This is a genomic window from Cryobacterium sp. MDB1-18-1 (assembly GCF_004402735.1).
Lineage (GTDB): Bacteria > Actinomycetota > Actinomycetes > Actinomycetales > Microbacteriaceae > Cryobacterium > Cryobacterium glucosi.
Map to the genome: position 1 here is coordinate 38,697 of NZ_SOFR01000082.1, position 20,780 is coordinate 59,476.

Consider the following 20,780-nt stretch of genomic DNA (forward strand, 5'->3'; position numbering starts at 1 on the left):
TTTCCTACAAGGAGCTCGCCGTGACGGCCGTCTGCACCAAGATCAAGTACCCAACTCAAGGAGCCGCGGCTCACAGTCTTCGAGCCATCGTTGCGCGCGATGCCGGGGTCAAGCCCAAGATTCCGGTCGCCGTCTACATCTGTGCGGCCTGCCAGGCCTGGCATCTCACCTCGAAGAGGCCGTCGGGAGCCAAGCGAAAGTGGCTCGTCGCCGTGAATTGCGGGGTCGTGTCTGGTGTGCCCCGGGCGGGAAACTGCCAGTGAACTCGCGCTTTCGCATTTGCCATAGGCTGACATCAAGACGGTACTCGGGGGTCGAGCACTGCAATCGGGGGACGTCATGAGAGTCATCACACGATCAGCAATTAGCGCAGCGGCAATCCTTCTGGTTCTCACGGGGTGCGCGGCAACCGACGGCGAATCGCCTGGCGCGAGCCCAACGCCGACTGTGGAGTCTGCACCCAAGATCGACCCGGGTCCTGTGGCGTTGACGAATGACACGGCCGCCACCCGCTACCGGTCCATCGTTTGCCCGAATAATGTGGCTTCCGGCGCATTGACGGACGCCTTCACTGCTGGCAAGGACGAGTACTTCGCCGGCGGGGCTCCAGACGTAGCAGCTGTCGTCGCTGCCGCCAGTACCGGAGTGGCAACTCATCGCCAAGCGATGGAGCAGCTGGACGACACCTACTTCACGTGGCCAAAGCTCGTGGCGCCGCAGATCGCATACGTCCGATCAAGCTACATGGCAGAACTCGCTTGGCTCGCGGCGGTTGCCGGCGCTGGCACCTACGAGGCTGCATACTCGAGCACCTACCCGGCGGCAACGCCAGAACAACAGGCAGCCGGCCAGGAGATCCGCTATCAGCTAGGTCTGGCCGCAGACACGAACGGTAGCTGCGTCGGTTACGAAGATGGACTGACTAAGCTCACCACGGAGAAGAGCGAGCGCGACGCAGCACTCGCAGAGCAAGGGTAGGCGCCCCCCAAGTTGGCACAGCAGTGCCTGCCATCAGCGCACGGATGTCGGTCGCACCCGACACTGTCGCCGCAGGTGTTCGAGAGACACCGACCGATCGAGCTATCAGAGCGTGTGGCGAGCCGGGCGGCTCCGGGCGATTCCGACCAGCACGAGGGCGCCCGCCACAGCCGTGAGGGTGACCCCGGCGACGGTGACGCCGGTTTGGAACGCGGCCGCCTGGTCCGCGCTCCAGTTCGACGCCGAGATGTTGCCGGTGAAGAGCGCCGCGAGGATGGTGCCGGTCACGGCGATCCCGACCCCGGTGGCGACCTGGCTCGACGTGTCCACGAGGGCAGCGCCGATCGTGGTGCGGTTCTTCGGCAGGCCCCGCATGACGTTCGTGCCGGCGACCACGCCGACCACGCGCATCCCGGCTGCGACGAGCGCGAGGGAGAGGGCGACCCAGACGTAGCCGAAGCGACTCCCTGCCGCGAAGACGGCGAGGCCCAGCACCACGGCTGCCGCGCTCATCCAGGCTGCGCGGTCCATCCCGAACTTGTTCACGAAGGGCCCGACGAGGCGGCCGCCGCCGAGCAGCACGATGACCTGGGGAAGCATGCCGATTGCGGCCAGGGCCGGCGGCCAGCCCCAGGCGAACTGGAGCTGCAGGGTCACCATGTAGCTGAGGCCGGAGATCGCGAGGCCCGAAGCGGCTTTGTAAACGAGTCCGCTGGAGACGAGGGGCAAGGCAATGAGCTTCAAGTCCAGAAGGGGGTACCGGGCTGTTCGCTCGCGGACGACGAAGAGGATCGCAGCGATTACGGCACCGGCGGTCGCCGCCCAGGGGGTCCAGGAGCCGCCGCCCTCCCCCACGAACAGCGTCGGAGCCACGAGCGCCAGCACGATTGTGGCGGTGCCGAGAAGGGCCCCCGCGATGTCCAGCGGGTCGCGGTGGAGTTCGGCGGGAAGGTCCCGGGCGATGCCGATCCGGATGCCGATGAACGCGAGCACAGCAATGGGAGCGTTGATCAGCAACAGCACCTGCCACGGAGCGACGGCGAGGATGAAGCCGCCGACGGTCGGGCCGAACGCCAGACCCACCAGCCCGACCGTGGAGATGAGGGTGATCGCCCGGACGCGCAGGTGTTCATCGTCGAAGAGCCGGAACGCCAGGGCCATGGAGCCCGGGGTAGTCATGGCGGCGGCGATGCCCATGGCGACCCGCACGGCGATGAGCTGTTCGGTCGTCGTGACGAGGGCGGTGGCCAGACTCGCGAGACCCAGCACCGCCAGGCCGATCAGCATCACCCGTCGGCGGCCGAACCGGTCGGCGATGGCGCTGAACAGCAGCATCAGCCCGCCGAAGACGACCGCATACGCGCCCGTGACCCACTGCAGTGCGGTGGTCGACGCGTCCAGTTCACGCCCGATGGTGGGGAGCGCGACGTTGAGGATCGAGTTGTCGAGCATCTCGAACAGGAACACCGCGGACAACCCGGCGAGCGCCACGGCTGCGGCCCTGAGGGTCTGGGGGCGATGGCGATCCGACGACACTCGAGAATCACCGGTCGGGTTCGGTAGCTCGTTCTGGTTGCTCATATCCATCTCTCCACGTGGGGAGAAGTGGCTGCTCGATGAGCAACGTATGAGCGCGGGCAGAGCCCCGCGGTTTTACTTCCGGTGCAGCCACACTAGCGACCCGGGTTCTGGAATGGCAACTCGACGCGTCAGCGGTGACGTCCCGCCGGCACGACCTTCCGCCTCGCCGCGCCGAGCTTACGATTCGCGAAGGGGCGAGCGCCGAACGTGAGCACAAAGTGGTCGATGAGAGCCGCCTCGACCTCCTCGGGGTCCTCGTCTCCCGTCTCCAGCCAGGCGACGAGCAGCTCAGCGCTGCCGGCGAGCTGCCACACGTAGCGGCCTCCCCAGTGCCCCACCTTCTCGCCCGCGCCGTGGCGCCGATACTCGGTCAGCCGCTTCCGCAGACCCCGTTTGCCCTTCGCCCCGGCGCCGGCCTTCCCGATATAGAGCACGGATGCCGCGTCGAGCCACGCCTCCGCCAGGAGCGCGTTCGACACGGTCGGGTTTCGTTCCTTGAATCTCCCGGCCGGGCTCGTCTCGAGGAAGTCCGGGCTGCGATCGTCCTCACGGAGAACCAGGTAGACGCCCGGCGATGCGGGCAGGCTCGCAGCGGCCAGATCAGCGAACCGCACGAAGCCCGTGAAGCCCGCGTTTTCGAGCCCGAGTCGCGTCCAGTCCATCTCCCCAGTCTGGCGCATCGGTCACCGAGCGCCCGCCGGGCGTGGCCTGGTCGCCGGCACGCCCGCGCGCCGCAGCCCCCGAAACAACCGAGCTCACCGGCACACAGTGTGCGCGACCTGAGAGACTTGAACGATCATGAGGACTCTCCTGAACATCATCTGGTTCGTGCTCTCGGGCTTCTGGCTGTTCCTCGGCTACATGCTGGCCGCACTGATCATGTTCGTGCTCATCATCACCATCCCCTGGGGAATCGCCGCCGCCCGCATCGGCGTCTACGCCCTCTGGCCGTTCGGCAAGACCGTCGTCTCCACGCCGAACGCCGGCCTCGGGTCCTTCCTCGGCAACGTGCTCTGGGTGGTGCTGGTCGGCTGGTGGATCGCCCTGACCCACCTCACCACCGGCATCGCGCTCTGCATTACGATCATCGGCATCCCGATGGGAATCGCCAACTTCAAGCTGATCCCGGTCGCGCTCCTGCCCCTCGGCAAGGCGATCGTCGACCTGCCGTAGGTCTCGCCGGTTGCCCGGGAGAAACCGCGCCTCTCGAGCGGTTGCGCCCTTCGAAGCGTCGCCTATACGGGCACAGCCGGCATCAGGAATGCTACCGGCAGCACGGTCGAAGGTTCCCCGATACCCACCGTCAAAAGCCTCAGCTCAAACGCGAGGAAGACGCGCGCTGATCTGAAAGCACCCGGGGAGACGTGTAAGGGGCGATGTCGCCTCGGAATTCACCGATCTACATATATCACGAGCGGAACGTATCCAGCGCGAGCACCTAGCGCTTCTTCGCGGCGGCCTTCTCGTTCTGGGCGGCAAACCGGGCGGCATGCGCGGCCTTGCGGGCGCGCTCGGCGTCGCGGTCCTTGACGCGGATCTGCTCCTCGCGCACCTCGAACTGGGTGGCGCGCTCGGTGACGAGCCACGCCGGCGGCTGCTGCAGCAACGCGAGGATCTCGGCGCTTGTCAGCGGCTCGGTGACCTTGCCGCGCGCGAGCCCGGAGATCGAGACGCCGAGCTTCGCAGCGACGACCTGCTTGGGGTGCGGGCCGTTGGCGCGCAACAGGGCGAGCCACTCCGGCGGGTTCGTGTCGAGTTCGGTGAGCTCGGTGCGCGAGATCAGGGTGTTCTGGAACTCCTCGGGGGCTGCCTCGAGCAGAATCCCGAGCTTCTGGGCCGCCGTTGCGGGCTTCATGGTCTGGGTCTTCTTCTCGCTCATCAGTCCAGCCTACTCGTCAACGCACAGTCCTTTCGATCCGACCAAGACTCGTGGGTCCGCCTTTCATCGGGCCGACAAAACGAGTTCCAACAGATAGCGTCGAGCGAGCAGAACTGGAGGGCGATTTTAGCTGGACACGTTTGACCACCGATAGGCTTCGGAAAGTCACAGCATTTGGCCATTCGCGAAAGATCAAGAGCCGAACGGCCATCTGCCATCGAACAACAAATCTGGGAGTTTAGTCTTGACCGCGTCCGTTGCACAGATCATCCAAGTTCTCCGCAGCTACTCGAATGTCGTGCTGGAAGGTCCCCCGGGAACTGGCAAGACTCGAATGGTTTCCCAGATCGCTGAAACATGGAGTGCGAATACTGGTCGGAGCCTGGGGGGCGACGCCTCCGGCGAATGGGCCACCGTTTTCCACCCGAGCACGAGTTATGAGGATTTCATCGAAGGCGTGCGGGCTACCGCAAAAAACGACGGAGAACTCGGTGACTTCGAGCTTGTGGATGGATTTCTCAAAAATATCGCCGCCCTGGCCTATTTATCACCAGGCCTTGATTTTCTGGTCCTTCTTGACGAATTGAATCGCGCAAACGTGTCCCGCGTTTTGGGAGACGCCATGCTTCCGATGGAATCTGAGCGACGCGACCGCTGGAACCCGACCGAGGAAGTTTGGGAGGGTGGCGCTAAAGTGACTCTTCCTTATTCGCGCGAGCTTTTCTCTCTTCCTTCAAACTTGTATTTTCTTGCGACGATGAATACCACGGATCGTTCAGTTGCGGGTCTTGACGCGGCTCTGCGGAGACGTTTCGCATTCATTCCTATGGCGCCTCTGCCATCGAAGGATCTCCTCGAGGCAATCGCCGAAATTCACGGCCAGGAGCTTGCGAACTTGATGGCACCAACCGTCGAGATCGTCTCCGCCGTGAATGAGTCTCTCTTGAGCCCTTTCTTAGGCGCAGACTTCCTCGTCGGGCAGTCGTTCTTGTTCGCCGCCGCAAAGAACGCAAATGTTGACCTCAACATCGCACTTTCCGACGAACTCTTGGAACTCAAGGAAGAGCTCAACGACGCACAGACCCTCGATGGGCGTGCGATACTCGATGCATTTTGGGTGGAAATGGGTGCCGGGACTGGCGGTTCGCGAAACCAAATCGACCTCTCGCTTGCCGGACGGGCCGATCCCAACCACGGCTCTGCCGCTCTTTTCTTCCAAGACATGATCCCGGTGAATTCGAGTTTCACAATCGAATGGGACGGTCAAGACTACTTAGACAATGACTTCACGCTCTATAAAGGACAGAATTCGAACGGAACGTGGCGACTCAATTTGACCGGCAAGTCATCGTCCGGGGCTAAATTGAGCGCTCTGTCTAGGTCAAATTTTCCGCGGCGCGCCTTGGTCTTCTTGCGCACGGGAGAAGCTACCTTCACAATGAAGTCGTTCCCACTCCCAGACATGGAATACCTGGCGACTTGGGGTGCAGCAGACACAGCCAAGGCATCAACCCGCCGTTTCGGGCATCTAGATCTGAATCATGATGTTCCCGAGGTTAATGTCCTTCCGAGGCTCGCAACGTCATGGTTGTACTCAATCGGACCTCAACTAATAGAGCTAGCCGGTTTCCACGGATCTGAGGCGATCCTGGTCAGCGAAGAACGTGAGGCTTGGGTCCGAAGCCGACCGACCCTCAATGAGGCCGTCCTGGAGAGCGCGATATCTGTTGGAATTAGATTTGACGTATATCTAGCGACACTTGGTTTGCGCTTTACTTCATCAGGACTTGGGCTTGCTCGAGTAGTGCGATTGGAGGAAGTGGCGGGAATTGGGATCGGAAAAAGCTCGGTGGGTGTGGCCACCATGGCGGCTTAGATGTCTATCATGGGCTCTCGGAGCGTCACATTGCAGGCGTCGGCTTCAGGTATTCGATCCGGGGTGTGTGTATCAAGCCGGAAAGGTCTCAGTGTCGTAGTCGTCGTTCTTCCCAAACTATGGCGCCACCGGCCGCCAGTCGTGCATACGGCAAGCTGGCCGGAGTCCAAAGGCCTGTATGTAGCGACTCTTCACGAAGGCGACTATTTGACGGTGGCTTCGCATGAGCGGGTGGCATCTCTCCTGCAAGAGATGACTGTACGAAGTTCCTTGTCAGCCGTGGCAGACATTTCGTCTACCCTAATCTCGCCGAGTGTTGCTCCGGAGAAGCTCTTGCGCGTCCCGAGTACCGGGGATCTATCGAATCTAGGGGCACTGCTTCGGCTAGGTGCAAAGTCGATCCGGATACGACCGGGGTCCTTGAAAGATGTAAGCGAGAGTTCGCCCCTCTTCAAAGCATTTGCCATGCAGCAACTTGTTCATCAGATTGAACAACTTGCTTCGAACGTCACGAGGTCCTACTCGGAGGCGTCTGAGTTCAGCGCAGTCCTGCGAGGCCGGTTGGATATCGCAAAGTTGCCACGATTGCAGGCTTCGGGAATTGCTGTCCTGCCAGTCGTTTACGACGAGCTAGAGGCGGGAACCCCCACTCAACGGATTGTGATGTCTGCTCTAGAACTTTGCGCCGGGGCTAGCGATCCCCTAACAGAGATGCTGCGGCTTTCTCTGGGTAATGTGGCGGAAAAGGCGGCGACTTTGCGACGTGCATTGTCGGATATCCCTTCATACACCCGGAAAGAAGCGGTACAACGTCTCAACCGCCATCGTCTTGGTAGGAGTGAGCGCCTATGGAAGGACGCCGCACACACCGCTGGAATTGTGCTCCAAGAGAAAGATATGTATTTCGCGCATTCCACAGAATCAACAGAATCGCTCGAGCTATCGTTCCTCACCAATCATCTCTGGGAAGACATCCTGGAGACTGCGATGACGCAGAAGTGGAATGATGCAACCATAGTTCGGCCAGGGGCCGTGTCGGCAGATTCAGTCACGGTTGTCGCGCCTTGGAAGAGCCTAAAAGGGGGACGCGATGATTCATTGCCGGATTACGTAGTAAGTAGTGAGTCCAGCGTCTGGTGCGGAGACGCAAAGTACAAAGTGCTTCGTGGTCCTCCCGACCGTAGCGACCAGTATCAGATCTATTCCTATAGTCACCTTGTGCAATTGCAGGCTAGTTTGACAGACGCTACGCCTGTTGCCGTCCCAAGCCGGGTCGCTCTACTCTTTCCCACGAACGGAGATCCAAGCCTTGATACATACGAAAGACAGGCGGCCGGCAAAAATTCATCCGATATGACGTTGCTCGATATCGTAAAACTCCCCTTTCCAATGCCTCGCGACCTAGAAGACTCGCGTTGTTGGATGGTTTACATGAATTCTGTCTGTAGCGCACTTCCCGCGAGGTCCTAGATATTCGCAACACTCTTTCCCATCGCCAAGGACGGCAATTCTTCAACGCGACCAAACCCACCATGTATGAGAGTTTCAATTTCTTCTTCAGGAATGTCGTTGGGGAGTGACCGAGCGAATCCGGCAAGGTCCTCAGGCCGAAATCCGTATGCCCAGGCAACCAACACGTCAAGTTCGCGAAGCACCCGGCGCCTTTCAACGGACGGAAGGACTCCTCCTCCCGATTCAAAACCCAGGGTTGAGAATAAGCTGTCGAACCGCGCATCTTGCCGGTATAGAGATTGAACGCGTCGAGTGACGTGTGCTGCCGCCGAGCCGAGTTCACCTGAGAAGATGACTTCGACCCGCCATCTGTCTCGATCGGGAACGTTCATCTGCTTCACCACTGTTGGCGTCACGTCGATACCTGGAATCTTGAGCCTAAGAAGCCAGTCAAAAGTAATGCTGTTGAAGACAGCAAGGACCAGGGGCAAAAGCTTCAAGTCGTCCGGGAATTGCACTATTTGGATCGATTGGATTGTAGGAATTGTCGGCAACAAAGTCGCCAGCATTGTTCTACGATTCGATCGAGACGTTGCATTTCGCCATGCAACCGAAAAGGGCTCCGAATACGAGGCGGACACTCGTTTCCATTCCGAAACATCTGCCCACCATCTAGGTTCGACTTCAAAATCCGGGCTGAGTTCGTCTGTGGTGGAGACCAGGTTTGCACGCGTCTTCGCGGACCATCGTGTCTCCCCGGCAACGCCGGACCACGTCGAGAATCGAGCACTGTATTGCTCAATCATCCGGCCCTCCCACACACCTAGCCGGCCCACACCTTCGTCACGGTGAATGCTCTCGCTATGGTTGGTCAGGTGTAGCAACCTACCGAACCTAGCTTCTGGGTATGTGTCGTCGAAAGAAGGATTCCGGCCCGATACAAATTCCACGCGTGCCATGTCGTCCGCTGCAAGCACTGGCAGAGCTCCAGTTATGGGATTTAGCTGCATTCGGACTTTGTCAGTAACCTCCAACAACCTCCAATCCTCTGCGAGATCACCGGCTTGGGTCAAGTCCGCGGCGACCCTGGGCAGGCCTGCGCCAGCAGCCGTTATCAAGAGGCCAAATCGCTCTCTACCGTCAATCGGAAAGATTCGACGAGTATTGGTGAATTCCCAATATTGCTTTAGACGGCGACTTGCAATCATGTCCTGGTACAGCTTTGAATGGCCAGGGGTAGTGACTAGGGAACTCTTGACGAGTAACGCAACTGTCCCCAGACGCAGCACCCTAGATTCAGCAAGTTCGGTAAACAAAGCGTGGGTATATAACTCACCTGTCGCAGATTTTGCAAACCGTTGGTCGGCACGTATTAAACGCGAGGCCACAGCAATGGACTTCTTATGCTCCTCATATAGCGCCATCAGCGACGGATGAGTCGCCTCGAGAGAATCCATCGCCAGGGCGCGTTGTGCTGCTCGTTGCTGGCCAGCGATTTCGGGTGCCAAACCGGCAAAGAACGCACGTTGCTCGAGACGAAGCCGCTCCCATGGTGGATTTCCAACCACGATGTCCAAAGGCGAACCATCGGGCACCGAGAACGCCTCATCCCAAACCAGTCCCTTGATAAAGAGATCGAGCTTCCGGCCCCGTGGTTCTTGAAGGGCATCTGACCGTTCCAATAGAGAATTCCCCCAGCGAACCACAGGCGATACCAGGTGTGCCTCATGGGCCGGGACTCGGCACAGAATCATGGCTCGCGAAACCGCGAGCGCCAGAGGATTGACGTCTGTCAGTTCAAGGCCATTTATGGCTCGGAGGAGGTGCTCACCGCCACGTTCGCCGGAATACAAGACCTCACGTTCGATCATTGCGATCCATTCAGAGGCAAACACGCCTCCGCCCACCGAAAGATCAGCGACGCGCGCTTTGGAGAGCTCACCCAGACGAGTAGGGTCACCTTCCTTCGGAAGAACGCCAAGGGTTGATACGAGGTATTGATTCGCCGCACGGACCACGACTTGTCGTGCCAGTGCAGGAGGCGTGAACCAAGCTCCGCTGGCGCGTCGGCCGTATTCCCTTTGTGAAAGCGATTTGTCTCGCCAATCAATTGCCGCGAGGGCCTCGAAAAGAGTCATGAGCGGAATGTTCGTCGCGCCGACAAAGCCAACGAGTTCATCAAGTTCGCGCACAGATTCGCCGTTCACTGGGTGAACGAAGAGGGGATCCTCGGGCTCGAAGACGTCTTCAAGGTCACGAAGTATCCCACTCAACGAAGTCCGGCAAGGCCATCCTTGATGCCGGCGTAGCTGCCGGTGGATACCTGCGGCCGTCGCTGCAGCCACGACCTCAAAAGTCAGAGCGGCAGACTCAAATGGTGTCTCCCTGGGTTCGAATACTCCAGACGTACGACGACTGGCGAGGTCAACGACCTGTCCAACCGCAGAAAGGACAGCTGCAAGCTCAGAGTTACCTCTCACGACGGGAGCAAGCGACGTGACAACGCAAGATCGCTAGCCGTGAGACTAACGATTGGTCGGCGGAGGAATACTTGGTTATGAATTGTTGGAAACCTTCCCGTCAGCCAATCGCGCAGGAACACACCTAAATAGTCCCGCGCGCGATCTGCATCGCAGACCGCTTCCAGTTGAGCCAAGACCTCTGAGATCGACACCATCGTTGGCGACCATTGGCGGTCCACCCTAAAGCCCGCTTGAGTAACGATTTCGGAGTGTAGCTCGTATTCGATGTATTTTCGCATCGTAAATTTGGCGTAGGGAAGAGCGGCAAGTAGACGTGCGCTGACGACCTCTGGATGCACCTGATATTTCTGCGCAATCGCCTCGATGGGCCCCTCGACGGCGATGCGAGATCTAATCCGTCCTGCATAGTCAAGCGCCGGAGAGATCAACAGTGAGTATTCATAGTCCAGTTGATCGTCCGACAAAGCGAATGGCAGCTTGGGCATCCATGCCGCAGGAACTCCGACAAATCTCCGCAATGAATCGTTGACGGAATTGGACACGAGAAGGAGCTGTCGCACCCGAGTTTCCACCATGCCTTCGACTACAAGGCGTTCCGTCTCATTCTCAACGTCGAGCCTCATGGCAAGGATCGCTCTCTGGACGAGATCAGTCCTCGGAGACGAAGAGAGGAAGCTTGACGAGGTAATGGATCGAGTCTCCTTCTTCCTCTTTTGACCGACAGCCACGGCAGCTAGTTGGGCCAATTGGGGATCATCCGCTAGTGCTTTCGAGAACGGCAATTTACCCAGGTAGCCGGCCGCCAACGTCAACTTCGGGTTGGTAGACGCGAGAACCGCGCTTGCCAGGCGGCTGTTCAATACGGCCAAATGCGACATGGGGTCACCGTCTGTGACGAGAATGCCGGGGCCAGCGGCCATGAATACAGCCTCAGAACGCTTGAGACGTACGTTCAGTCCGCGCGTGCCGGTGTCGGACCACACTAATTGGGCGGAACGAGCGAACTGAGGGTTTCTTAGTGCGGAACCACTTTGGGATCTGATTCTGGACCCATCTATTCCCCAATTGACCATGTAGTAGTTCAAACCCCACCATTTGCAATAGCCCCCTCCCTTGCTCGCAGGAACCCATCCTTCTTGGCCGGCCGGCACTTCCCATGCAAACCGCACCAGGGTGCTGTTGTCTCCTGTCGAGGTGCCCTGCATCGGCCGGCCGTGGGCCGAATAGATTGAGGAACTCTGTACATCGAGTAGGCCATTGAATTCATGGGAGCGTCCGCCACGATCACGAGTCTCACCAGGATGCAACTTCACTGCGCCATCACGATCGCCACGAAGCGCGGCGATCTTCTCGGCGCGCTTGAATAAGTCCAGGCTTAGCTCCGGCCGTCTCCAATGACCGGTCGTCGATTGCTGAACCGCGCGAAGTATTGTCAAGTGAACGCGAGTCTTATCTCCGCTGATCGCACGGAATGCTTGAGAGCCAAGGTTCACTGAATCTTCAACAATGCACCGCTTCATTACCTCGTGCCTAAGCTGCGAAAATAGACTTAGATGAACGATCGTAGCCTGATGAACCAGACCGATGACGTCGCCGTACTGAGTGTTTTCGCTTAGCGCCAATACGAACGCGGCACATAGATCAGTTCCCGCGCTCGGCCACCAATTCGCCAGGTTGATTCGCATTTCCTCGCCCATCAACCTGCGGCCCAGAAACGGCGGATTTGTCAAAATAATGAGCCGCTGACCTGAACGCCGTGTAGTTAACTTGATTAACAATTCGGGCTGCAGACTTCCGCCGGAAATTGAAGAATCGCCAAAGATACCCGTGGGTTTCGCTGCCACTTGCCCATCGAGGCGACTGGCCTCAATCCAGACCGCAATCGAAGCCAATTGAGCGAGCTCCTCGTCCAGGTCATAGCCGCGCAATCGACCGACAGCGATCGCGGAAGCACTTTCTCTAAAGTGGGCTCCCAGCTGGATGTTCAGCAGCACAATCCGGCGAAGTGCAGCTAGGAGAAAGTTCCCTCCCCCAACCGCTGGATCCAAGATCACGTCTATATCGCGGGCGTCCGGGAGGCACCCCTCCACGAGCCAGTCGACCATGTACTTGTCGGTGAGGAATTGCGTTACCGCTAGCGTTCCCTCCAAGTCGAACTTTGAGCCTTCCAGATGCGCTTCACGGCTCGCTGCGTTCCTCTTAGCTCGCCCAAAATTCTGATACATATCGCCGAGGAACTCAGGCGGCACGGAGTCCCCCCGGCCGAAAAGTTCGCCGAGAAGGCGCCGACCTTCGCTGGACTTCGAGAGAACTGCTATGCCGAGTCTTGCGCGTGCCGCAACTTCTGGAAAGACAGATCCGAGGGTATCTATTCGACCGTTCCAATGGGCAATTCGATCAACTGTGGGATCAAAGGTCATGGCAGCCGAAAACAACGATGTCACACATTGCGAATCACCACCGAAGTAGGCGTGGAGCTGCCAGGCAAGCTCCAAGTCCCCGATCCTGACGGTTTCGGCATTCTTCGCCTGTAGGTCCGGGTACTCAACTTCGCTGAAAGACTCTCCCTGCAGCTCAATTCTCAATTTGCACCTCAAAATCTCATGTTGATCATTGGCGGAGTCTATGACGGACTGCCGACGTCTTCCCCCCGCCAGCCAGTGGCAGCGACACTCTCGACCAGGATGCTTATCGAGACGGCACTTCTGAGGTTCGTTGCAGCATTCGCCTCAACGGTTCACTGGGCCACAGTTCACTGGGCCGCCAAGCACATCAACACAGTCTCCCTCACAATCGGACTCTTTCCTCGCCACCAGCGCATGGACCCGGCAGCTAGACACAGCTCGATCGGACCCCAAAATGACTCGTAAGGAAACAAACGATTCCATTCTGTGTGGTCATACTTCACATAGAATTCAGCATCGGCGGCTGGGCGTGGGTAACCAACGAGCTCAACATCGGCACTCGCGTACCTTCGCCACGCTATCGTCTTGGTCGGCTACCGCCGATGCTCACCGGCGGCTGCAGGCGATTTGAACACCACCCTGCGCAGGGTCGTGCCCACACTCTTCCTTGTTCTCGATCCGGCCTTCAGACTCTCCGTCTAGGTGCAATGGCCGGGCAGCACGCGCGCCACCCTCTGCTGGGAGCCGGAACCCTGTCCTCTGAGACGGGCGATCAGCCGCAGTCTCGCGCCGGCGCCGCCCTCTCAAGAGCTCCAGGTCCGAGCCCCAAGCTCATCAGCTCCCGAATCGGAGATGACATTGCTAGCACTGACGGCACTCTCAGATACCGGAGGTCCTCACAGTGCGCGATATGCCGGACGAGGTGCCGCGCCACATCAAGATCCGCGCGGCCTCACAGTCCATCAGGCTTTTCGAGATTCAGTTCAGACTCGGGATCGCACTCAATATCGCAATCTGCTCGACGACGACAATCTAACGCTGAAAAGTCAACTGTCCACGCGGTTCGACACGCGACCCGCGGTCTTCACGTTCCTTCGAGCGGACTGACCTGATTCATCTCCGTAATGGGCTCAAGCCATGCACCGGCGTTAGTGTCTAATCTAGGATGACCGTTGCAAGGGGGCGCATTGTCTTTTCAAACACCTGTGACCATTGAAGATGTGCTCTCGCGGATTCACCAGAAGCAATACCTCCTTCCCGCGATTCAACGTGAGTTCGTTTGGAAGCAAGACCAAGTCCTTGCGCTCGTCGATAGCCTGATGAGGAAGTACCCGATTGGGTCGTTCCTCCTTTGGGACGTTAACGCGCTTTCCGCGCAAGACTACGTGTTTTATGACTTCATAACGGACTACCACGAGCAGAGGGCGCCCTTCGCGACGAAGGCCGCAGTACCCGCTTCGCATGGAGTGACAGCGGTGCTTGACGGACAACAGCGCCTGACTGCGCTCAACATCGCTGTCTACGGATCGCATGCGGAGAAGAAGAAACGAGCCTGGTCGTCAAGCCCAGACGCATTTCCAAGAAAGCGCGTCTATCTGAATCTTGCCGAAAGCCCGGATCACGAGGAGTTGGGCTTCGAATTCGATCTTCGTTTTCTGACTGACGCCGAGGCAGTGCGCGGTGAAGACGGGGTCGATAGGTGGTTTGCGCTGAGAGATGCTCTCGACCTCGCCGACGCTGGTCCGGCTATCATTGCGGTGCTCGCGCGCAGAAATGTTCCCGTGGACGGCGGCTTTGAACGTCTCTATCGACTCTATGAAGCTCTTCGTGTCACGAAGCCGATCAACTGGTATCTCGAGTCAAGCCAGGACTCCAACAAGGTCCTCGACATCTTCGTACGGGTAAACAGCGGCGGCACCACGCTGTCTTATTCCGATCTCCTGCTCTCCATGGCGACCAATCAGTGGGAAACTCGTGACGCTCGCGAAGACGTGCGCGAGCTCGTGCAGGAGGTAAACCTGGGTGGTTCTCGCGACTTCAATTTCTCCCGCGATGCGATCTTGAAGACAGCACTCATGATTTCGGGCCTAAGCGTCGCTTTCCGCGTTTCGAACTTCACCCGAAAGAATATGGCCACAGTTGAAGCCGAGTGGCCAATCATTCAAACGGCTACGCTGAACGCCGCCATTCTCCTTCGACAGTTCGGCTACAGCGCCCGCACGATCTCAGCAGACAGCGTCATGATCGTGCTCGCCTACTATCTTGCCAAGAACTCATTTGGATCGCATTACCTCGAGTCGACTGCGACGGCAAGAGACCGACTTCTCGTCAGGAACTGGTTGGCACGATCATTGCTCAAGCCAGGCATATGGGGTTCTGGTCTCGATACACTTCTGACGCGCATTCGCTCGGCGATCGATGAGAACCCTCTCGGGACCTTCCCTGTCAAAGAGATCGAACGCGAGATGGCAGCAATGGGCAAGAGCATCACCTTCGAGCAATCCGACCTTGACGACGTATTAGACACTAAATACGGATCGGGACGAGCGTTCGCAGCCTTATCTCTCCTCTACCCGGGCCTCGACTTTACTAAAGAATTCCACCAGGACCATATCTACCCGAAGTCGCGATTCACGGACCGCAAACTGGTTGATGCAGGCGTCTCGATGGAGCTGATCGACGACTACCAGTCGAGATTCAATCTCCTTCCCAATCTTCAGCTCCTGAGCGGCGTGGTGAACGTGGAAAAACTTGACTCTCTGCCAGAAGACTGGGTCAGGCGAGCCTTCCCCAGCTCGGATCAGCGAAGAACCTACTTGACTGATAACGACCTCGACGGACTGTCGCTGAGCTTGCCAGATTTTGTCGAGACCTACACGGTCCGCAGAGAACGAATGCGAGAGCGGCTGCTGGCTGTTCTCGGTAGCTAGGTTTACCGGTTGGCTTCCCTTCACGAGGAGCGCGAGCAGATCGCAGTTAGTCGTCGTGGGGATACTCCGGATCGGCTGTCTTCAAGGCAGGTACGGGCCGAGAACGCGGGCCGTGGTGAGCACGAGCTTGCGATCGATGTACTCGTAGGCCGGCATCAGCTCGGTCGCGCCGCTGCTGGTGTGGATCACGCCGGCTGCGTCGAAGATGGCGATCGGCTCAGGGCCGCGCAGCAGCGCCCAGAACGGCTGGAAGAAGTGGATGCTGCGACCTGTCGCCACCAGCTGCTCGTTCACCGCCAGCACGTAGGCGTCGCGGGCCGCGATCGCGGTGGGGAACGGCCGGAAGTAGGCGCAGTCGGGGTCGTCGTCGGGATTCATCGGCGCCGGCACCGCGTACCAGTCGTTCCGGTCGTCGACCGCGGCGGCGAGCGCGCTGGCGATCACCCGGTCGGTGAGCGAGCGTGGCGTGGTGACCGGGGTGGCCTTGGGGATGCCGAGCCCAGACGCCACCTCGATGCGCTTCACGGTCTCGTGCGGGCTCACGGCCGCCATCATCTCGATCCAGCTGATGCGGTTCACCACCCCGTTGACCAGGAACTTGCAGCCGCTCACGAGATCCCACTGGATGCTCATGCTGTCCTGCTCGTCGTGCACCATGACCAGGCGCCCCTCACCGGGCACCTCCCGGCCCGAGATGCGCAGGTGCGGATGCCGCCGCACCAGTTCGCTGGCGATCCACCACAGCTGCGCGGTGAGGAACCGGTCGGCGGGCGGGTTGTACTCCTCGTAGCCGTCTCCCCCGCCCTCGCCGTCGTCGTCGTGGGTCACGAAGTTGTTGCCGGAATCGTTGGATGCCGCGTCGCTCATGCTGGTTACTCCTCGGTGGTCGTGGTCAGGGGTGCGGCGGCAGCGGTTGGTGCTGCTGCCGCGTGATCGGTCGCGCTCAGCCGCGTGATGGCCTCCCGGAGAAACCGCTTCGGTGCCGCCGCGGGAAGGACCGCAATGACGTCGGCGATCGCCCGCTTGATCGGCACGGCTCGGTGCCGGGCCGCGTACAGCGCGGCGACCGAGGGGGTGCGGCTCTCCGCCTGCGCGCAGTGCAGCAACACTGTGTGGCCCTCGGCCCGCAGCGCGGCGAGGGCGTTCACGGTGTCGAGAAGCACGACGTCGAGATTGGGGTTCTGCGCGGGGTCGTCCTTGTCGATCAGGCGCACCTCGAGGCGGTGACGGATGCGCGCGGGCACCTGCTCGGTGCCGACCCGGCAGAGCGAAACGACCGCGTCGATGTCGTCGGGCAGGGTGTCGAGGGCTCCCGCGGCGCCGAGCCAGATGTGGTCGTCGTGCGGGTGGCGCACGAGGGTCGACACGTCGCCGAGGTAGGCGTAGTCGTGGCGTTGGGCCGCCGCGTCGGCGATGGCGTGCTGGTCGCCGCTGGCTCGAGCGCCGAGGCGCACCAGGTCCTGGACGTCCAGGCCGGGCCAGCCGTGCACGATCCGTCGCCAGGGGGCGGGAACCGCGGAGGCACCCCAGCGTGCGCCGAGCAGCCCGCCGGCGATGGCCGCCACGGTGTCGGTGTCACGTCCGCCCCGCACCGCAGTTTCCAGGGCAAGGCGGAGGTGTGTCGCATCCGTCGCCTCGGTGTGACTGATGGCCGACCAGGCACCCTGCAGCGCCTCGACGACCCAGCCGTTGCGGGCGAAGTGAGACGGGAGGCTGGTTTCGGCCACCGCGAACCGGGATTCCCACAGGCCTCGCCGGTCGGCGGGCAGCGCGGGTAGGCCGACCCGCACGTCGAGGTCGCCCTCGAGCACCGCGTGCCGAATGGCGAGGCACCAGAGCACGCAGGCGTCGCCGGCATCCGTCTCGTAGTGGGTGAGGTCGCTGACCAGGCGGGCCGCCTCGGCGAGCGCCGCCGGGTCGTCGAGATAGGCGAGCGCGACCGGGGCTGTGCGCATGAGCGAGCCGTTGCCGGCGCTGCGCCCGTTGCGGTCGTGGTGGGCCTTCGCCACCACACGCACCGCGGATGCCGTGGGCTCGGTCCTCGAGAGCACCGCCCGCAGCTGGATCCCCACGTCGGGCGCGGTTCGGGCCCAGCCGACCCACTGGGCGACGATGCCGTCGAGCACGGCCTCGTCGCGGAGGTCGAGTCCCGCGGCGGCGGCCCGGGCGAGGGGAACGGCCATGGAGGTGTCGTCGGTCCACTCGCCGGGGGCCCAGCCGAAACCGGTGCCGCCCTTCATCGACACCGGGGTGTCGGCGTGCAGCGGCGGCCCGAATTCGTAGCCGGCGCCGAGCGCGTCGCCGCAGGCCATACCGAGGAGCACGCCGGCGGCGCGGTCCTTCTGGGCGGTCGTGAGCTTCATGTTGTCTCCTTGATTCACGTTCTATTCGATCAAACTTGATCTATTCCCAACATAGATCAAACCTGCGACAATTACCTAGTGACCGCCCATCGAGACAGTGCAGACAAGCTCCTGACCGACTATCCGCGACCATCGGTGGCCGTGGATACCGCGGTACTCACGGTGAAGGACGGAGCGCTCTGCGTGGCGCTCGTGCAGAACAAGACCGGCTGGCGGCTGCCCGGAACCTTCGTGCACGAGCGGGAGACCCTGGCCGAGGCCGTGCTCCGGTCCCTGCGCGACAAGGCCCACATTGAGGGGCTGCGCCCGCGCCAGTTGCACGTGTTCGACGACCCCGACCGGGATGACCGGGGCTGGGTGATGTCGGTGGCGCACCTCGTGGTGGTGCCGGAGGCATCCGTCGCCCAGGTCGAGCTGACGCCCGTGACGGAGGTGCACGGCACGGTCTACGACCACGCACGGATCATCGAGCTCGCCGTGGAGACCCTGCGCGCCTCGTATCGCGCGTTCGCCGATCCCGAGGGTCTGCTCGGGCCGAAGTTCACGCTGCTCGAGCTGCTGCGGCTGCACTCGGCGATCGCGGGCGAGGCGCTCGGGAAGGACACGTTCCGCCGGCACATGCTGGGGCAGCTGGTGGAGACGGATGCCTACCAGCAGGGCGTCGTCGGCAAGCCGGCGAAGGTGTTTCGCCGCAAACCATCCCGCCTGCACTCAACGGGCCCTCGAGAGTAGCTTCACCATTCGAACCGCGAACCCACCCAGTGCAAACACGATCGAGAATGTCAGGAGGTATTGGGTGACCACAGCCATGCTTTCCAGCGTGCCCGCGGTCACTGTTGGATTTCCGGTTCCAAACTTCCACAGGGCGAAGCTGCCACCAGCCACCACAGCGGTGAAGACGAGAGCGAGCACGAACAACTTCAGGCCGTTGCCCCGCAGAAGCTGCACAATGCCATCCAGAATGAATGAGGCCATGAACGGCGTAGCAACTGAGCCGACGACAATCCCTGAATAGGCCACAACCAGCGCGCCGATGTTGAAAAGTAGATCTTCTGAACTCACGCTTCAGTCCCCCAACTGTTTGACTCCACTTCAGTTTCAAGCGTAAGTGTGCCGAGTCCGCAAAAGAGGTGCTTAATCGGGCACTCTGTCCCCAGTGGGGGTGTCGATGCGGTGACCTCAGGGCGCTCTGCGCTCGACGTGTGCGTCAGCTCCCGGCCCCGCTGCGGTGGGGTGTCCCACATCGATTTGCGTCGAACGGCCTCAATCTGATGCTGGTCAGCTGTCCTGGAAGAACGCGACTCGCTGGGCACGGAGTGTGTTGGCGTGGCGGGTGAGATGGGGTATCAGAAAGACATCTATCGTGACCCCAATCCCGATGGGCACGAACAGGACGAGTTGGATGCCTTGCCAATACGGATTCGAGAGGGATATGCCGGTGAGAATCCACGCCCCGATCGTCGAGAAGAGCATCAAGAACCCTGTCTTGTCACGATCCAGATAGAAATGGTGAGCGCCCACTCCACCAAGGAAGAACCAGAACAGGTACGCGGTGCCCATGCGGAAGTATTGCGGAGTTTCCAGCTGAGCCGCACGGTTCGTGTGTGCGGTCCATTCCTCACCATTCCACCAACGATCCAGTGCCGGGTCTTCCGGATCCCGATACATTCCGGCTGGTGGATTCACTTCCTGCGGCATCGCTCCCCCAAATTATTTTGACGTCATGATATCCACCACGAGTGTCGGCTAAACGACGACTCAGAAACCAACAAAATCGGGTGGCTAGGAGCGTCCATTCCGTTCCGTGGACTTATCGGTGGAAGCAAGCCGGTCACACTTTCGACGCTGGAGTAGCATTCGGCCGCGGCACGCGAATCGCAGGCGCGACCTGTGGAAACATGACGCGGTTCGTAGAGGGCCGGGCAGGCTGACGGCATTGACGAATGGTGTCATTAATGGGACCATTTTTGCATGACGTCCGTGGAAAGACTGATTGAAGGAATGCGGTTAAACCCGTACAACGTCGACTTCTCCGACCTGGTCAAAGTGTGTGAGCGTCTCTTCGGTTCCGCGCGCCAGAGCGGCACCAGTCACGTCATTTTCAAGACGCCATGGCTCGGCGACCCCCGAGTCAACATCCAAAACGACCATGGCAAGGCCAAGGCCTACCAAGTACGCCAGGTCCTGCAGGCAATTGACCTTCTGGAAGGAGACTCTAAATGACAGACGTCAGCCATTACACGTACCGGGTGACTTGGTCCGGTGACGACAATGAGTACGTCGGACTGGTCGCCGAATACCCGTCGCTGTCCTGGCTGGCCGCCGAGCAAGTGGATGCACTCGTGGGCATCCGGAATCTTGTCGCGGATGTCGTGACGGACCTGAAAGTGGCCGGCGAGCATGTGCCGGTACCCCTCGCCGACCGGGTGTACAGCGGTGAGTTCAAACTACGTATTCCCCCGGAACTGCATCGGGCGCTCGCTCTCGAAGCCGCCGAAGAGAAGGTCAGCCTCAACCGGCTGCTGAGTTCACGGTTGGCCGCTCAGTCCGGTCGGGCCCAGGGAGAGCAATGAACGGCGCCGATGGTAGCGGCGACCTCGCGAGTGACTGGGTCGACGTCACGGTGGAGTTCCGTGGGACCGAGCTCTCCATCCCCGAGCGATCACCCGCGCGCGAGCTAGATCTCGCGTGACTGAATCGTCTTCATGACTCACATCTCATAGTTGATCACCCGCTCGTAAGAGAGGAAGTCGAGAACCGCTGCGAGGACATCAAGCGGTGTCAGACCCACCCCCTACAATCGGGGGCAGCGCTTCGACCTGACCCGGCGGCT

17 protein-coding genes are annotated in these 20,780 nt (G+C 60.4%); 8 read left to right on the forward strand and 9 right to left on the reverse strand.

Annotated features, from left to right (window positions below; translation table 11 throughout):
- Window positions 1-20 precede the first annotated feature (20 nt).
- Together E3O50_RS18470 and E3O50_RS18475 are read left to right on the forward strand one after the other, a co-directional pair.
- The gene (locus tag E3O50_RS18470; RefSeq protein WP_134558374.1) at window positions 21-263 is read left to right on the forward strand and encodes a hypothetical protein; all 243 of its coding nucleotides are present in this window, start codon (window positions 21-23) and stop codon (window positions 261-263) included.
- Window positions 264-339: 76 nt separating this feature from the next.
- A complete protein-coding gene (locus E3O50_RS18475; protein ID WP_134558375.1) occupies window positions 340-978 on the forward strand; it encodes a hypothetical protein in 639 nt (212 codons plus the stop codon).
- 105 nt (window positions 979-1,083) lie between these two features.
- Here the strand turns inward: E3O50_RS18475 and E3O50_RS18480 are convergent, their stop codons facing one another.
- Together E3O50_RS18480 and E3O50_RS18485 are read right to left on the reverse strand one after the other, a co-directional pair.
- A complete protein-coding gene (locus E3O50_RS18480) occupies window positions 1,084-2,559 on the reverse strand; it encodes an MFS transporter (protein ID WP_134558376.1) in 1,476 nt (491 codons plus the stop codon).
- A 128-nt stretch (window positions 2,560-2,687) separates the two neighbouring features.
- Window positions 2,688-3,221, reverse strand: coding sequence for a hypothetical protein (locus E3O50_RS18485; RefSeq protein WP_134558377.1), 534 nt, complete (start codon window positions 3,219-3,221; stop codon window positions 2,688-2,690).
- A gap of 136 nt (window positions 3,222-3,357) precedes the next feature.
- Between E3O50_RS18485 and E3O50_RS18490 the strand changes: the two genes are divergently transcribed.
- Window positions 3,358-3,732: a YccF domain-containing protein gene (locus tag E3O50_RS18490; RefSeq protein WP_134558378.1), complete on the forward strand. Its 375-nt coding sequence runs from the start codon at window positions 3,358-3,360 to the stop codon at window positions 3,730-3,732.
- 265 nt (window positions 3,733-3,997) lie between these two features.
- On the opposite strand, the gene E3O50_RS18495 is transcribed toward E3O50_RS18490, so the two are convergent.
- A complete protein-coding gene (locus E3O50_RS18495) occupies window positions 3,998-4,438 on the reverse strand; it encodes a DUF5997 family protein (RefSeq protein ID WP_134558379.1) in 441 nt (146 codons plus the stop codon).
- Between the two features lie 298 nt (window positions 4,439-4,736).
- Here E3O50_RS18495 and E3O50_RS18500 point away from each other — a divergent pair, with 298 nt between their 5' ends.
- Window positions 4,737-6,314 carry an AAA family ATPase gene (locus tag E3O50_RS18500; protein ID WP_277870828.1) on the forward strand — a complete coding sequence of 526 codons (1,578 nt, stop codon included), beginning with the start codon at window positions 4,737-4,739 and terminating at the stop codon, window positions 6,312-6,314.
- A gap of 1,466 nt (window positions 6,315-7,780) precedes the next feature.
- On the opposite strand, the gene E3O50_RS18510 is transcribed toward E3O50_RS18500, so the two are convergent.
- Both E3O50_RS18510 and E3O50_RS18515 read right to left on the reverse strand, forming a co-directional pair.
- On the reverse strand, window positions 7,781-10,111 hold the full coding sequence (locus E3O50_RS18510; RefSeq protein WP_134558382.1) for a hypothetical protein: 2,331 nt from the start codon (window positions 10,109-10,111) through the stop codon (window positions 7,781-7,783).
- A 131-nt stretch (window positions 10,112-10,242) separates the two neighbouring features.
- Window positions 10,243-12,834: a DNA methyltransferase gene (locus tag E3O50_RS18515; RefSeq protein ID WP_134558383.1), complete on the reverse strand. Its 2,592-nt coding sequence runs from the start codon at window positions 12,832-12,834 to the stop codon at window positions 10,243-10,245.
- A gap of 1,025 nt (window positions 12,835-13,859) precedes the next feature.
- On the opposite strand from E3O50_RS18515, the gene E3O50_RS18520 reads away from it, so the two are divergent.
- The gene (locus tag E3O50_RS18520) at window positions 13,860-15,584 is read left to right on the forward strand and encodes a DUF262 domain-containing protein (RefSeq protein WP_198413594.1); all 1,725 of its coding nucleotides are present in this window, start codon (window positions 13,860-13,862) and stop codon (window positions 15,582-15,584) included.
- Between the two features lie 81 nt (window positions 15,585-15,665).
- Here E3O50_RS18520 and E3O50_RS18525 read toward each other — a convergent pair whose 3' ends face one another.
- Both E3O50_RS18525 and E3O50_RS18530 read right to left on the reverse strand, forming a co-directional pair.
- Window positions 15,666-16,451 carry a hypothetical protein gene (locus E3O50_RS18525; protein WP_134558384.1) on the reverse strand — a complete coding sequence of 262 codons (786 nt, stop codon included), beginning with the start codon at window positions 16,449-16,451 and terminating at the stop codon, window positions 15,666-15,668.
- A gap of 5 nt (window positions 16,452-16,456) precedes the next feature.
- Window positions 16,457-17,947, reverse strand: coding sequence for an ADP-ribosylglycohydrolase family protein (locus E3O50_RS18530; protein WP_134558385.1), 1,491 nt, complete (start codon window positions 17,945-17,947; stop codon window positions 16,457-16,459).
- Window positions 17,948-18,025: 78 nt separating this feature from the next.
- Here E3O50_RS18530 and E3O50_RS18535 point away from each other — a divergent pair, with 78 nt between their 5' ends.
- Window positions 18,026-18,679 carry an NUDIX domain-containing protein gene (locus E3O50_RS18535; RefSeq protein WP_134558386.1) on the forward strand — a complete coding sequence of 218 codons (654 nt, stop codon included), beginning with the start codon at window positions 18,026-18,028 and terminating at the stop codon, window positions 18,677-18,679.
- Here E3O50_RS18535 and E3O50_RS18540 read toward each other — a convergent pair.
- Both E3O50_RS18540 and E3O50_RS19485 read right to left on the reverse strand, forming a co-directional pair.
- Window positions 18,659-19,009, reverse strand: coding sequence for a hypothetical protein (locus tag E3O50_RS18540; protein ID WP_134558387.1), 351 nt, complete (start codon window positions 19,007-19,009; stop codon window positions 18,659-18,661). The two genes, E3O50_RS18535 and E3O50_RS18540, sit on opposite strands and share 21 nt — an antisense overlap.
- A gap of 216 nt (window positions 19,010-19,225) precedes the next feature.
- Window positions 19,226-19,645 (reverse strand): NINE protein, encoded by a 420-nt coding sequence (locus tag E3O50_RS19485; protein WP_198413596.1) that lies wholly within the window; start codon window positions 19,643-19,645, stop codon window positions 19,226-19,228.
- A 273-nt stretch (window positions 19,646-19,918) separates the two neighbouring features.
- On the opposite strand from E3O50_RS19485, the gene E3O50_RS18550 reads away from it, so the two are divergent.
- Both E3O50_RS18550 and E3O50_RS18555 read left to right on the forward strand, forming a co-directional pair.
- Complete coding sequence (locus E3O50_RS18550; protein ID WP_134558388.1) at window positions 19,919-20,170, forward strand: toxin HicA; 252 nt, start codon at window positions 19,919-19,921, stop codon at window positions 20,168-20,170.
- Window positions 20,167-20,520 (forward strand): toxin-antitoxin system HicB family antitoxin, encoded by a 354-nt coding sequence (locus tag E3O50_RS18555; RefSeq protein WP_134558389.1) that lies wholly within the window; start codon window positions 20,167-20,169, stop codon window positions 20,518-20,520. The genes E3O50_RS18550 and E3O50_RS18555 overlap by 4 nt, the downstream gene beginning before the upstream one ends.
- Window positions 20,521-20,780: the final 260 nt, after the last annotated feature.

Bases quoted from the DNA above. Each gene is read 5' to 3' on its own strand.
- E3O50_RS18475 (WP_134558375.1), top strand. From the start codon at position 340: ATGAGAGTCATCACACGATCAGCAATTAGCGCAGCGGCAATCCTTCTG.
- E3O50_RS18485 (WP_134558377.1), bottom strand. From the start codon at position 3,221: ATGGACTGGACGCGACTCGGGCTCGAAAACGCGGGCTTCACGGGCTTC.
- E3O50_RS18490 (WP_134558378.1), top strand. From the start codon at position 3,358: ATGAGGACTCTCCTGAACATCATCTGGTTCGTGCTCTCGGGCTTCTGG.
- E3O50_RS18530 (WP_134558385.1), bottom strand. From the start codon at position 17,947: ATGAAGCTCACGACCGCCCAGAAGGACCGCGCCGCCGGCGTGCTCCTC.
- E3O50_RS18480 (WP_134558376.1), bottom strand. From the start codon at position 2,559: ATGAGCAACCAGAACGAGCTACCGAACCCGACCGGTGATTCTCGAGTG.
- E3O50_RS18550 (WP_134558388.1), top strand. From the start codon at position 19,919: ATGACGTCCGTGGAAAGACTGATTGAAGGAATGCGGTTAAACCCGTAC.
- E3O50_RS19485 (WP_198413596.1), bottom strand. From the start codon at position 19,645: ATGCCGCAGGAAGTGAATCCACCAGCCGGAATGTATCGGGATCCGGAA.
- E3O50_RS18555 (WP_134558389.1), top strand. From the start codon at position 20,167: ATGACAGACGTCAGCCATTACACGTACCGGGTGACTTGGTCCGGTGAC.
- E3O50_RS18525 (WP_134558384.1), bottom strand. From the start codon at position 16,451: ATGAGCGACGCGGCATCCAACGATTCCGGCAACAACTTCGTGACCCAC.
- E3O50_RS18495 (WP_134558379.1), bottom strand. From the start codon at position 4,438: ATGAGCGAGAAGAAGACCCAGACCATGAAGCCCGCAACGGCGGCCCAG.